The sequence below is a fragment of the Mycoplasmopsis mustelae genome (genome assembly GCF_004365095.1).
In the GTDB taxonomy this organism is placed as follows: Bacteria; Bacillota_I; Bacilli_A; order Mycoplasmatales; family Metamycoplasmataceae; genus Mycoplasmopsis; species Mycoplasmopsis mustelae.
The window spans coordinates 15,170-29,800 of the sequence record NZ_SOCN01000002.1 but is presented as its reverse complement, the minus strand read 5'-3'; the positions used below and the strand labels follow the sequence as shown (position 1 = coordinate 29,800).

Here is a 14,631-nt window from a genome sequence, read left to right as displayed (position 1 = left end):
ATGAATATACCACGTAAGATAAGAATACGCAATCGCGTTAGAATAGAATTTCCAATCCCATTAGTTGAAAAACTACAAAAATTAGCACAAGACACCAACGAATCAACATCGGCAATTATTAGACGGGCAATCCACGAATTTCTAAAAAATCACGGAGCTGAATAATGGTAAAAATGTTTGAATTTTTCGCAGGGATAGGATTTCAACGTTTCGCACTAGAAAAATATAGCATTGATAACCAAGATAACCCACATATAGATTTTCAAAGTATAGGAAACTGTGAGTGAGGAGTATATGAAAATATTACTTACGGTATTATGCACGAAAACTTAAAAGCAAACAATGAACATAGCGAGCAGTTTTTAGATGCAGAACTTTTAAAAATGAACCTATCTTTTAATTTAAAGCAACCAGCCAAATTATTAAAAAATAAACCCTATGAATTTAAGATGTATCTCTATGAAGCACTAAAAGCAAATAAAACCCTACCAAACATTAACGACATTCACCCGAAGCAATTAGACGAACTAAAAGCTGATTTATGAACTTATTCATTTCCATGTACCGACATTTCGATTTTAAATGCTAAAACCAACACATCGGCAGGACTACAAAAAGAAAACGGAGCATCGGCGATAGTTTGACAATTTTTAAAATTATTACAAGCAGTTAAGCATAAACCCCGTTATCTATTGATGGAGAATGTTAAAGCCTTACTAAATAAACACAACCGAGGCGACTTTGAAAAAATTAAACAGATAATCAATGCAGAAGGGTATATATCTTATGAAATATTGATGGACGGACTACAACAAGGAGCAGTGCAAAGACGACCACGAGTATTTATGTTATCAATACGAAACGATTTATCGCTGCCTTTTGAAAACACCCACAATGATTTCATTGAATATGTTAAGCAATACTACCCAGACCCTAAAGCAGCTTTTAAAAATAGAAAAAGACGGCTTTTAGATTGTGTGAGCGAATTTTGTGAACATATTGATGAAATTAAAAAATTTATGTTATCAAAGCACATAAAGATAAGTCATAAAATGGTGAAACATTGCAAAACTTTTTTAAATTTTGATGAAAACCCTTTTTATATTATTCCAGCGCTAAATGCTAAAAAAGACACACCGCCGCAAGTTATTAATGCACCTTTAATTAAAGTAAATCAAGGACAACAAGAGGAGATGAATATGGAGGGGTTTCTACCTTATCGCTTTCAAACCGTGCGTGAACGTTTTAACTCTTTTGGTCTTTATGATTACCACTATGAAAAACTTAAAGCACATCCCGCATCAAAATATTTAAGCGAGCGAATTTTATGCAGACAAGTCGGAAACGGAATTTTAGTCGAGCAATTATCAATACTTTATAAAGTTATTAGCGACATTGAAATTATTAACCCAAGACAAGTAACGGAGCAACAATGAAACACTTTTGATACTACCCAAATAGCTTATATTGTTTGTGAAAAATATAAATATATAAAAAGCCAAATGCAGGAGTGAATTAACGAAGTAGTAAAGAAAAATGACAAGTCGTTATTTGAAAAATATAACCAACTTGAGGAAGTTTTTGAAACATACACCCAAGAACACCACCCTAATATTATAAAGCTACAAAAATTCAATGAATTAATTAATGAAATTGAAAAATATAGGGAATAGAAAAGATGAATCAATTAGAGAAATTAAAGAATGAAATAGAAAACTCGATTTTTATCTACGACATTGAAGTTTTTGCAAAATATTGATGTGTTAGTTTTTATGATATTAAGCAAAAGCAGATGTTCACAATTGAAAATGATTTTTTTATTCTTTCGCAGTTTGTAAAAACAAAACTAAAAAATGCTTTAGTTGGGGGATTTAATAACAATCGCTATGATGACTGAATTTTGCGACTTTTACTTTCATACCGTAACCCCTACCGTTTATCACAATGAATCATCAACAAACGCAAAAACCCCTGAGACTTTGAAAATATATCAACGCAGTCTTTACCGTTTGTAACCTTTGATATTTCTTACCTACCAGGAACCGGTAAATTACCACTTAAAAAATACGAGGCCTTTTTAGGTCTTAAAATATTAGAATCAACCGTTTCCTTTGATAAGACTACACAATTAAGTCCGACGGAGACCAAAGAAATAAAAGAGTACAATCAATATGACGTCAAAGCAACAGCATTTTTATTTTTGAAGTATGTTAATAATTTTTTAATTAAATGTAACTTAATAAATGCCTACAATCTTTCAGTCTTTGAATTAAAAAAGACCACAGCACAACTAACTGCCAAAATTTTTAAAGCAAACCCGAAGTTGCTACCGTATTATGCGACTTATACATATCAAGCACCCGAGAATATAAAAAAATTATTTAACGAAGTCTGTCCAAGTTATCTGTGAATTTTAGAGAAGTTTGAGAATACTACCTACCACACTGAATTTTCGCCCCAAGTAATGGACGATTTTGAAATATCAATCACCATTGACGGTCTTAATTACATTTTCGGGCTAGGTGGTTTGCATGCAGCCTTAGAATGCTACAAAAATGAAAAGAGTAAAATTATCACCTTAGATATTTTTAGTAACTACCCTAATTTAATAAGTAAATACAACTACGGTAGCCGACGAGCACCGCAGATGGCCAGTATGATAGCTGATATTCTAGTTCAAAGAACACAAGCAAAGAAAGTAAATGATGAGATAAAAGTTAATTACCTAAAAGAATTATTAGTGACCCCTTTTGGTGCGATGGAGTATCGTTATAATGATTTATGAGATGCAAAACAACGCATGAGCATATGCATCACCGGTCAAATTATTATTTTTATCTATGCAATGCTCCTCAGTAAGATATGTAAGGTAATTCAAGTGAACACCGATGGGGTCTTTGTAGAAATTACCAACCGAGAGCAACTCAGTGAAATTGATAAGATAACACAATACTGACAAGTACAAACAATGATGCAAATAGAAAAACAAGAATTTAGTCAAATTATTCAAAAGGATGTAAATAACTATATACTCGTTAAAGATATCAATGATCAAAATACTTGAAAAGCAAAAGGTGGAATGCTTAAGCATTGAAATACACAATTCAACCAAAGTACCTACCAAGACGCACGAGGATCTAAAAATAACAACCTTACAGCAATCGATGAAGCCGTAGTGATGTATTTAGTAAAAGAGATTCCACCAATGCAAACTTTAAAAAACATTAAAGAGCTTATTAGATTTCAATTCGTCTTTGAAAAAAAGGGAAAGTATGAAGATGTGTATTTAGGAGACCAAAAACAACCAAAGCTCAAAGTCTATCGCATGTTTTACACCACCAACGGCCAACCAGCATTTAAAACATGAACCGACAGCGACGGAAACATTAGACGCGAAAAGATAGCAAACAGTAGCGAGCGAACAATGATATACAACCAAGACATCCGAACCAAGACTACCGACTTTTTACCGCTAGATTATGAATATTATGAATTACTAGCATGGAATCGCATTGAATTATTTTATAAACAAAACAGGCGCGAAGCATTTAAGCAATTTTATCCAGGAGAACAATACGAGTGTACGATATGTTCACAAAGTTTGATGCAAGAATTAACCGTAAGAACCAAAGACGGGATGGAAGTTTGTAAAAATTGTTATTTTAAAAAGAAAACGGAGATTTAACAATGGAGAAATTAATCAATAAGGAAGCCTTACGCGCATTTTTACAACGCGGCGAATTTATCATCTTAAACGATAACAAAACACCCATCAAAGCATTTAAAGATGGGCAAAATGTTTATCAATTAGATGACGTAAAGAATGAAAGTAACCTCGGATTATTACTTAGCGATAATTGAATTGTGATAGATATAGATGGAAAAGACCACCCAACAGCAGCATCGAAAATGTTAGAAATTATTGATCATTATGGATGACAGTGTAATGTAATGAAAACCACACGGGGGATGCACTTTTATTTTAAATTACCAAATAACAACCACCCCAAAAATTACGTCGACGTAGTGCTACCGATAGGAATACGAGCAGACACTAAAACATCGCAAAATTCTTATGTAGTTATTAAGCAAAAGGGACAATTTAGAGAGTGAACCAGATTTTATAGTGATGTCGATTACTTACCACCAGAACTTACACCAATTTCACTTAGCACTTTCAAAGAAATAGAGAGTCCAATCTTTTTAAAACAAGGAAGCAGACGCGATAACCTTTTTGCACGTGTTAAAACATTATTAAATTTGGGCTGAAGCAAACAACGAATTTTTAATTTATTATCTTCCATTAATTCATTACTTTTTGTAGACCCTTTATCACATAAAGAAGTTGAAAACACACTCGCAGGACTAGACGAATTACAAAAGGAAACACAGGAGCTAACCTTACATCCCGACGATTTTAAATCTAATATGGTGGTTATTAAATTAGTCTCTCACCTTATTTCAAAATATAAAATGGTACGCTATGCAAAGCAGTTGTATATCTACACCACTGAACACAATTGTTACCGGAGAGTAGACGACAACGAATTGATGACAGTGATTGCAACAATTACACCACATTTAAGTATTGCGCGAATGAATGAAATAGTGAAACAACTTTACATTTCACCACGAATACCAAACAAAACCCCGGAAAACGATATTATCGCATTGCAGAATTGTTTTTTTAATTTAAGTACCTATAAAACCATCGAAAGCACCCCATCTTTGTTTGTTATTTCTAAAATTAACGTCGAATACAATATCAAACTAAGTTATCGCTCGGAGCAAGTGCTTAAATTCTTTGACCAAATAACACTAAACAACAACGACTTACGTGACTTACTTTTTGAATATTTAGGCTATTGTTTAACAGCTGATACTAGATACCAAAAGTCGCTGCTACTTTATGGGCCAACCGCATCAAATGGAAAATCAACTTTTTTAGATTTAATTGCTTTTTTCTTTTCAGATGCTAACGTTAGCGCCTTAGGTATAGAGGAACTCGATAAACGTTTTACTACTGCAACTTTAATCGATAAGATGGTAAATATCGGAGCCGATATATCAACCGAGCATATCAAAAACTCGTCCACTTTTAAAAAATTAATTTCAGGGGACGAATTAATGGCCGAATTCAAAGGAAAGGACATGTTCACCTTTCGTAATAAAACTAAATTTATTTTTGCTACCAATAAATTACCAAGTACCAGCGAAAACAGTAATGGGTTTTTTCGTAGATTTATCATCGTCCCCTTTTTAGCACAATTCACTAATGAATTAAATAATGTAGATAAGTCTTTAATTTATAGATTGAGAAATAAAACCAATATGAACGTTTTGTTTCGTTTAGCGATTGAAGGTTTGAAAAGTTTAAGAGCTCGTGGTGATTTCAAACCGGTTCAAGTTTGCGAAGATATTTTGAAAAATTACGAAAAAGAAAATAACAATGTGATCTTATATTTAGAGAATTCTCTTTTTTATGATGATGAGCAAATTTATAAGGGTGAAAACGTTAAAGACAAAAGTACGTTGGAAATGTATGAAGAATATAAAGCTTACTGTAGTAATTACGGACATAAAGCTGGTAGTTTTCAAACTTTTAGAAAAAATGTGTTAAACTATTATCGACACCTAAAATTAAGCACTCGCAAAATACAACGCGACGGGATGATTATTGAAATATTTATGGCATTTAGTCCATCGTCATAAAATTATTATAAATCGATACAGCACTTTCGCGGCTGGTATGTATATAAGCATAAGTAGTGTTAATATTTTCGTGTCCTAATTGTTTTGATATTATTGCAATATCTACGCCTTGTGAATTTAAATAAGTCGCAAAAGAACGGCGTAGTGAATGTGGGGTAATATTATCATTTTGAAACACCTTTTTACACCATTTACCAATTTCGGACGATGGTGTATTTTTTCATCCTACGTAACTTTGTAATTTTGTAAAGGTATTATTATCATAAAAGATTTCGCGTGTCTTTGAACCCTTACCATCAATTACAAACATACGTCCGTTTTTTATTTGCAGTTTTGAAAGTTCACCCAAACGAATACCAGTTTGAAACATAAAGCGAAGAATTGTTTTCATTTTTGCGGTTGTTTTAGTATCAAACTCTTCAATTTTGGTAAATTCTAAAACCTGTTGTTTTGTTAGTGTTTGATAGTAAGCATCATAAGGTTTTTTTAGTTTTAGCTCGCGTAATGTTTCAACTAAATCTAAACGTCCTAAATACTTAAGAAAACTAATAAATCGCGCACGAAAAGCAATTTGGGTGTTTGCACTCTTAGCACTTAAAATAATGCGCACAACGTCTTTTATATTAATATTTTCATAATTGATTTTATTTAGTAATGTTTGGTAGTTATATATAGTTATCTCGCTAAAATTACGATTTTTACAGTATTGTAAGTAATCATCCAATGTTTTCATTTCATTAATTCCTTAATTTCTATAAATTGTATTTTTTGGCAATATCTGGGTATTTTTGCTTTAAATACATGCGAATTGCTTGCTCGGTGATATATTGAACTTTATAACCTTGATTTTTTAATTCTAAGATAGCATCGACTAAATTTTCATCGTTATCTTTTGAATATATTGCAACTGATAATTTTTTCATTTTAAATCCTTTCGTTTTTAGTGGTTTAAATTAATTACCACTAATTTTTTACGAACCAATTATAACTCCATAAAATAAAAAAATATAAATAAAAAAAATAAAAAAATAAGTTTATAAAAATGGTAATAAAAAAGCAGGTGAATTTATACCCCGCTGAAATTTGCTTATATTTGTTTTAATGATTTGATAATCTCTTTATTTTCTACATCTACGCCGTGTTTTAATAATATCGCTCGCACTTGTGCTATTTTGTGTTTGCGTGCTGTTTTTTCGTTCGATATAATCTCGCGCACATCATAGATTGCTCCCCCTGTTAGGCGTTGTGGGGTTCGTGCGGTTGCGTCTATTATCGCTGCTACGGTAATTTCGACATAATTATTAAATTGTTTAGTGTTAAGTGGCATTGGTTCCTTTCTGTCTACTGCTGGGATTAATGGGTTTAGTTCGTTACGTTGTTGGAGTTCTTGCTCAAACTTTCTTTTTTTACGTGTATAAAGAATAGTATCTAAGATAAGTAGAGTCACCTTTCATAAAATAAAAATTCATGTAATAATAATTATTATTAAGTTGGTAATTGTTTTAGAATTTCAATTTTGTTTTTTAAATTCAACGATTAAATTTTCAACGGTTGAACCATCTTTAAATGGTAAAAATAAAATAATTAATGAAACGATGATAAGAATTAACAAAATTCCGAAAATTTGTATCATTCGCTTAGTTCTTGGATTGGTTTTGAATAATTTAATAAACTCGCTGATTTTCATGTTACTCACTTTCGTTTTGTTCTAATTTTTCAATCTGTTTATTAATTTCATCTAAACTTATTCCGATGCGTTCTTTTTTGTCTAATCGTTGTTGCGCTGCTTCCAAGATTGCTAAGAAAGTATTATACTCATGTTCGTTAATTAAACGCTCACGAAATAAAATAATTCCGGCGTGTTTAGTTGCTTGAATGTTGATGAATATTAAAGATGTCGCAATAGAAAAAGAAAATAACGCAATTAAAAACATCGTGCATATAAAGAATCCATACCCGACCACGTTTTGCTGTTCTTGGGTTATTGTAAAGGTATCTCCGAAAATTTCGCGTAGCTTTTCGATGTGTTCGGGTGCTAATTTTTGTTCTTGTGCGTATTTTAAAAACTCTTTTCATCTATCGTCCGGTACTGGGACTTCTTTATAAAAGTAAAACACTTTTGCAAACTCATTAACTCCATCATTTACCAGTCCAGCAACTAAAAGTGAAAAGGCTAATAAAAACAAAATAATACAAAGCGCAAGTAAGATCTTTTTTCAAAAGTTGGGAATTAGTTGTAATCACTTAAACATTTATTATTTCCCCTCCTTATTTTGTGTTTGTTCTTTTGGTTGTGCTTTATCTTTGTGTCCTAATTTTTCTTTTAAATACTTTGCTTTGTTTTTAGCATTTTGGCTACATGATGCACTAATTGCTGGAACTATTGTAATAACTGCGGCCGATGATGCTATTAATGATATTAATTTACTTTTTTTCATACTTACCTCCTTTCTTTTGTTGTTTGGTTCATCATTTTTGTTCTTTTTTTGTTAATATAAGATCGTTTTCAATTTTATATTTTATTGCTTTAAGAATTTGTGCATCGTGGATGCTTTTGTTGCGTATGCGTTCAAATTTGGCCGCTAGGTACTGCGGTAAAAAATGCAGTAGCATCATAAACTCTATTGCAAGTTCTATTCCGGCCGCTAAATAAAAACCACTCTTTGCTCCTTTTCCTAAGGTATCAAAATATGAGTAAATACCAGCATCTTGTAATAGTTTAATTTGATCTAAATTTTTAATGTGTGGTAATGCTTCAATTAATCGCTCGTCACTTGCTGCGATAATATTTAAAATTCATATAATCAATGCTAATATCAAGGTTGTCTCCTTTCTTTAACTTTGTAAAATTTCGGCAAATATTGAAACACTAACACGAAACCCCCATGTATCGTTTTCGCTATATAAATAACTTGGTGGGGTGTGTGGTGCACCTCGTCGTTCGCTATCATCATAGCTTGGTTCGCTGTTGCGATATATTAGATCAGGCCCTAGGTCAACAAATGATGTAAGTATGTCTCAAAGATATACCGAAAAATTCCATGATGCATCGGTTGTTTGTGAGTAATTAGGATTCAATGTAAGTCGTCCCGGTAAAACTCCAGCATTATTAAAAAGATTAAAGCTTTGTGTTAATTCTTTTGTTATCTCAGTGCATCCATATGTTCCAGAGCAGTCATTTAAGAGTTTAACATCAAATCAGAGCGAATAAGCATCTCCACCTAATAAATTTGCATCTGAATTTACATATCGCTCATCATTGAGACGAATCAAAACACGATAACCTAATAAGCTTTCATTTTTCTTTAAAACTGTAAATGGAACCGAAAAGCTGCCAGAGTATTTTTTAATATGTTCATTACCATAAGAAGGATCTTGGTTTGCTGTGTTTTCGGTATTTTGAAAGAGTTCGCGGTATACTACACGTGCTTTGATATCACTGTTGGTATTTGTCTGTGTTGCTTGTGCTATTTGTTGTCGTTGTTGTGCTTGTTGTAAGGTGGTAATACTTTCGGTAAGGTTTGTTATATTTTGTATGTTGGTATTGATTTTATTGGTATTTGTAGTTATATCATTTTGCATCTTTTTCAAACGTCGTAGGGCACCAGTTCCAGTGTCTGCAAAAGGATCGCTTTGTTGGTGATATTTAAAATCAACGTCGTTGGGGTTGATTCCGATGTTATCTACTAAATATGCAACCTTATCATATAACGTTCAACCACGCATTGCTATTTCATTACTAGTTTTTTCGTTTGGAATCTCTCGGTTATCTACACGTGCGGGTCTTTTTATTCTATTAAGTGGTTGTCCTAAATTCTGTAAAGAAATATCTCCAGCTGTATCTAACTGCGATGCTTTATTAGAAAGTCCTCGTATGTCAGTGTTTTGGTTTTGTATTTGTCGGTTGATATCGTTGATGCTGTTTTTGTTTTGGTTTATTTTTTCAACATTAGCATTAATTTTATTCGACAAAGGTTTCAAACCGTTAATCTGATTTTGTAAATTTTGATGTGTTTGTTGGTTTTGTCGATTCATGTTTGCGTGTTCACTTAGTACTTGTTGCACTTGATTCTTAGTTGCTAACGGTTGAATCGCATTAGTAATTTGTTGTGTGGTGTTTGAAACAACTTCTGCCTTTAAAGAATTAAGTGCGGTTGGAATACTTGCTTCATAATTAAGTTGTTGTTTTCATTTGTTTAAATTTGTAATATCACGTTGATTTGTGTCTGCTTTGGTGTGTGCTTCGCTGATTCTTCGTTCATAAGTTAGATTATATTGGACTTGTTTATCTTTGTCTGTATAGTATTCTTGCTTTTCTAATTTAGAATATTGTAGTTGTGTGTTATATTCTTGTAATTGTGATGTTTGTGATTTTAATTCGTTTAGTTGTTGATTAAAAGATTCACCAACTGCCCGGTTGCGTGTTAATATCTCGTTAATGCTCGTTTCGTGTCGCTGTATGTCGGTATTGTTTGCATTAACTGCATCCACGGTTTGGTTTATGGTGTTTTTTATGCTGTTGAATTCTTGGGCTGTAATTACTTTGTTGGCTTCGTCGTATCTTACTGGTGTATCTGTAAAATCTACTTTATCATTAAAGGTTAATTTGTTTATATTGCTTCGTGACATTTTGTTACTCCTTGTTTATTGGTATTCTGTTATATTCTAAGACTTGCGTCGCAATCTGATATTGATCGGGTTGGTTTGCTTCTAAAACAAAGGGTTGAAAATCTGTCTTATATCAAGTATCCGTTTCTTTATTTCCAAAACATAAATCGGTGAATCGTTGCGAATAATTTCGCTTTCTTAGTATCAAAGGGAAAACTATTTTAAGTTTGTTCCCATCTACAATATAATTAGAAGTCTTTAAACTTCCCTCTCTTAATTGTGGTTTTTCACTTTCTCCGTAATATGTAATTTTATAATTTACCATTTTAAATATATCTCGGTTGTTTTGGTCTTTTCAAAGTTTAGTGAACTCGTTAGCCATTGTTTCATTTGGGGCTTGAATATCTAATCAATTAAATTTAAAATGTAAAGAAATAAAGTAGTCATCATGTGAAGTTTTTAAAATTGAAACAGGTACTTCTAAAGCTTCATGTGAGTTATTGCTTATTAATTTTATGACTTTAACGTTTTCGTCTTGTTTTGCAATGTTTAATGAATTTTTAGGAATTTGACAAACTACTACCAAGTTGTTATCCTTAATATATACATCTCTAACTCTACCACCCGCCAGTAAGTCGTTGCTAAAATAGTGGGAAAGGTTAAACTCTTCAGCCAATGTTTCTCAATTTTCGTTTGAATTAAATAAATAAGGATTATTAGAAAAATTATGTGGCCGACTGTCTCATTGAAAGTTGTAAAAGGTGTATCTATTATCATTAAAATATAGTAGTTTATTTATGTAATTTTCTTTAAACACTGCTAAAAAATCAACACGGAAATTAAACCCATCAGGAAGATGATAATGAATGAATTGAGATAAGTTCACACTATCTACACCTACCGAACACCCATATTCGCTGGTTGCTTCATCTATTTGTTGAAATCCACAATTAACTTTATAAATAAAACCGGGACTTGTACTTTCTACATGTATTCCAAAAATTTTATTATTTATTACACTTATAAAATTGCCATAACGTCCATCATCGGTTTGAATTCTTAGAAGCTTAATACCTTCAATATTATTAAGATAATCACTATAATTAAAAACATAACGAGCTTGTGTTGGTTCAACTCTATTTGCTTCACTTATCTTAGTAGAATTATCAAAACAATAAAGATGTCACTGACCTTGCTTTTTAATTGGTAAATAAATTTCATTACTTGATAATACTAGTCCTTGTGAAGTTTTTTGAATATCATCAACCACTTTATCTTTTTCAAAAATTAATCCATTTTTACTGTCTTTATGTTCTCTTATTGCTATTTTAAAAACTTGCCCTCTATTTGGTTTAACCTCGTTGAAGCCATTGTAATAAAAATCAAACTGAAAACGAATTTCCATATCATTAATTAAAGCCCCGAAATACCCTAATTGCTTATCAGATGGAAGTGTTGGATCAAAACCGAAGTGCCCAGTTTCATCATCATATTTTTTAGTTTTAAAATCATAATACCCTTTGGTGTTTTTTCATTTAAATACTTTTATTATTTTCTTATCTTTACGAATTATGATAGGAATATATTGTGGAAAAAAGACATTCTTATCCATTATTTTTTTAATATCGCGCTGAATTTCATTGTTTTCTCTGCCGCTCTCATCTGAATTATTAAAGTAAAATCCCCAATCTCAACTACTATTACGGAAGTATCCTTGCTTCTCCTTTTTTTGATATACATAATCTGGTAATTTATCAAAAGAATAATAAAATCCATCATAATTTGGTTGCGCTATCTCTACCTGAACACCAAGCGGGTCAGCGAATACTGCTAAAGCTTCATCATACGTTAATTCAATGTCTACCACCATTGGTTTAATATCTTTTCTATTCCTTAAATTGTGTGTAGCAAGTTTATTATCAATGTATAGTCCACCGGCGGTATATAAGCTAAATAAATCATCATAATTTTTATATAATGTTATATCATACATAATCAATCTAATACGTACAAAACTTTTTGAAATTAAATAAGCATCCCTGATGAAATTTTCTAAATCTAAATCCGAAGAAACACTTAAAATAGCGTCAAAAGCGAACGTCAGCGGAATAATTCCGTTATGTGTTAAATATGAGCGCTTATTCTCTTTGCGTCTAAATGTTAATGTATGTGGGTCAATCATAATTACGAAACCGTTGTTATTTGCGGGACGTAAATTGTTGTTATTTCGGTTCTGAGAAGTGATATAAGAAATCAATAAATCTTTTAAATCACGGGCGTGTTCACTGATAGGATCTATAAAAACAGATGCACCTACATCGCCGGATGTTTTTTCTTGCGGCAATTGTAAACTAACACTCTCCGCGCTTGTTGCTATTAATAGATTTCCATAAAACTCGTTTTTTTCATTTAATCTCTTTGTCATCGAACTAACATATAGGCCGCTAACATCATTAATTTTAAAATAATCTATTGAATTTGAATATATCGAATCTCATCAATTATCTAATCTGATGAATGTTGCCTTCTCTCATTTTTGTTTTCCGTTTCTAATAACATCAGAATTAAATTCACCAAAAAATACCCTATCAAACGAATCTATGGCTGCTACACTTATAAAATTATTATTGTTATAACTTTCATTGAAGTCTAAATGTTTAAAATCACTAAGCCACGAAAATTCACTTTTTTTTATATCAACTAACATACTAAAACTTACTGCAACACTTTCTAAACTTTCGGTAGTTAATAAATCACTAAACTTTATAAAATAAAAGTTTTCCTTTTCTTTACTTAATGCTAAAACTCCACCACTTCTCATTTCTTTAACTTTTAGAAATTTAGGGAAAGATTTTTTACTAACTCCATCATAAAAAAAATAATTAAAAACAGGCGAATCGCTAAAAGGTCGATAAATAACTTCAATAAAAGAAACATTGCGAATTTGGTTATTACTTAAATCAATTGGAATTTCATAAAAACTAACTATCCTGTCCCTTTTTGTTATCTTTTGAATTAATTTAATTTTTTCAAACATCTCATCAGACAATCGTAAATTTTTATAATTTAGAGCGATCTCTAAAACTTTCAATTGTTTAAAAAACTCTACATCAAACTTTTCTCGGTTAATTGTTGCAAACTTTACTTCACTAAGATATTTTTGTCCTGTATCTATTTGAATTGAAAAATTAAAATTTTTATAATCATTAGAAACATCATCAGGGTTGTTGTTTGTTCGCATAAAATCAAACTTTTCCTGCTCTACTGCTGACTTAGTGCTATCTCTGTAAGGTACATCGGATGCAAAATTGTTTGTGATAAACTTAAAGAAAGCTCAGACTCAAACGAAATCTGGTTTTTTGATTAATTTCATAATAGTCTCCTATCGTGTATAATTTGGAAATATGCTTATAGTAAAAAAGAACTTAAATCGCTTTATCTTTCTTTTTGTTTTAATTTTGTTGTCTGGTTTATTTATTTTATTTCTAGCGCAACTAATTAAATATAATGTGAACAATTACGATGCCAAATGGAACTATCAACTTAACGAATTTATAAAAAATAACCTCTTACTACTCCACAAAGATGAGACTCGCTTAGTTAGAGACGGCTTTGGAAATGAAGAAAGACAAACACTTCAACAAGCTATAAATGAAATCAAAGAAGCGAACGATGGAATCGTCCCACCAACACAGTGGTTATACTTATTTGGGATGTTTGATAGACCGATGTCCTTAGAAATTGAACAACTACAAAAAGCTTCATACAACTTTACGTATATTGAAATAGTTAAGAAAGTATCAATCATAGGAACTTCTCTATCAGCTATTACTTTATTTTATTGTGTTATTTTAATAATCTACAAACATAATAAATTTTTTAAAATTCAAAGTAACGAAAAAATTGAGTTCGGTCTTTTTAGCTTTCTAATTTTATTAACATTGGGAATTTTAATTTTTTCGCTTTACTATTCTCCACATTTAAACAATATTGAACTTAATAAAGAATGAAAAGAAAACGATGATAAATTTAACTTTAAATATTGAAGTTTTAAAAGAACTTGAAACATTTTAAAAATGAATGCATTGGAAATGTTGAAAAAATACTACAATCAAAAATTTAATGATGGAATGTTTATGAATAAAATAGGTTATGAATTTGAAAATCTACAATTCGGTTATGATAATTTTATAGATTTTGTAATAACACAATCAATCACTTATATTTTTATTTTCTTAATTTTTAATTCTTTTATTCTCTACATTGTTAATAATAAATCTTATAAACTTTTTAAAAAGGTGCGAAATTAAC

13 protein-coding genes are annotated in these 14,631 nt (G+C 31.2%); 5 read left to right on the top strand and 8 right to left on the bottom strand.

Features of this window, described 5'->3' with window-relative positions:
* From BCF59_RS03675 to BCF59_RS02480, 4 genes are read left to right on the top strand one after another with little or no spacing between them, the layout of a single operon-like run.
* Complete coding sequence (locus BCF59_RS03675; protein ID WP_166666794.1) at positions 1-165, top strand: ribbon-helix-helix domain-containing protein; 165 nt, start codon at positions 1-3, stop codon at positions 163-165.
* 8 nt (positions 166-173) lie between these two features.
* Entirely contained in the window at positions 174-1,673 is a 1,500-nt protein-coding gene (locus BCF59_RS02490) for a DNA cytosine methyltransferase (RefSeq protein ID WP_166666793.1), read from the top strand.
* Between the two features lie 5 nt (positions 1,674-1,678).
* A complete protein-coding gene (locus BCF59_RS02485; protein ID WP_134110927.1) occupies positions 1,679-3,685 on the top strand; it encodes a hypothetical protein in 2,007 nt (668 codons plus the stop codon).
* A gap of 2 nt (positions 3,686-3,687) precedes the next feature.
* Entirely contained in the window at positions 3,688-5,712 is a 2,025-nt protein-coding gene (locus BCF59_RS02480; protein WP_134110925.1) for a phage/plasmid primase, P4 family, read from the top strand.
* Here the strand turns inward: BCF59_RS02480 and BCF59_RS02475 are convergent.
* The 8 genes from BCF59_RS02475 to BCF59_RS02445 form a co-directional block, all read right to left on the bottom strand.
* Positions 5,696-6,445 (bottom strand): tyrosine-type recombinase/integrase, encoded by a 750-nt coding sequence (locus BCF59_RS02475; protein ID WP_134110923.1) that lies wholly within the window; start codon positions 6,443-6,445, stop codon positions 5,696-5,698. The genes BCF59_RS02480 and BCF59_RS02475 overlap by 17 nt on opposite strands.
* Positions 6,446-6,464: 19 nt before the next feature.
* On the bottom strand, positions 6,465-6,635 hold the full coding sequence (locus tag BCF59_RS03670) for a hypothetical protein (protein ID WP_166666792.1): 171 nt from the start codon (positions 6,633-6,635) through the stop codon (positions 6,465-6,467).
* A gap of 164 nt (positions 6,636-6,799) precedes the next feature.
* A complete protein-coding gene (locus tag BCF59_RS02470) occupies positions 6,800-7,399 on the bottom strand; it encodes a hypothetical protein (protein ID WP_134110922.1) in 600 nt (199 codons plus the stop codon).
* Between the two features lies 1 nt (position 7,400).
* Positions 7,401-7,964 carry a hypothetical protein gene (locus tag BCF59_RS02465; RefSeq protein WP_134110920.1) on the bottom strand — a complete coding sequence of 188 codons (564 nt, stop codon included), beginning with the start codon at positions 7,962-7,964 and terminating at the stop codon, positions 7,401-7,403.
* A 3-nt stretch (positions 7,965-7,967) separates the two neighbouring features.
* Positions 7,968-8,150 carry a hypothetical protein gene (locus BCF59_RS02460; protein ID WP_134110918.1) on the bottom strand — a complete coding sequence of 61 codons (183 nt, stop codon included), beginning with the start codon at positions 8,148-8,150 and terminating at the stop codon, positions 7,968-7,970.
* Positions 8,137-8,532 (bottom strand): hypothetical protein, encoded by a 396-nt coding sequence (locus BCF59_RS02455; protein ID WP_134110916.1) that lies wholly within the window; start codon positions 8,530-8,532, stop codon positions 8,137-8,139. Before BCF59_RS02455 ends, BCF59_RS02460 begins: the two co-directional genes overlap by 14 nt.
* A 15-nt stretch (positions 8,533-8,547) precedes the next feature.
* Complete coding sequence (locus tag BCF59_RS02450; RefSeq protein WP_134110914.1) at positions 8,548-10,341, bottom strand: hypothetical protein; 1,794 nt, start codon at positions 10,339-10,341, stop codon at positions 8,548-8,550.
* 4 nt (positions 10,342-10,345) lie between these two features.
* A complete protein-coding gene (locus BCF59_RS02445; protein ID WP_134110913.1) occupies positions 10,346-13,693 on the bottom strand; it encodes a hypothetical protein in 3,348 nt (1,115 codons plus the stop codon).
* A 31-nt stretch (positions 13,694-13,724) separates the two neighbouring features.
* Between BCF59_RS02445 and BCF59_RS02440 the strand changes: the two genes are divergently transcribed.
* Complete coding sequence (locus BCF59_RS02440; RefSeq protein WP_134110911.1) at positions 13,725-14,630, top strand: hypothetical protein; 906 nt, start codon at positions 13,725-13,727, stop codon at positions 14,628-14,630.
* Position 14,631 lies beyond the last annotated feature (1 nt).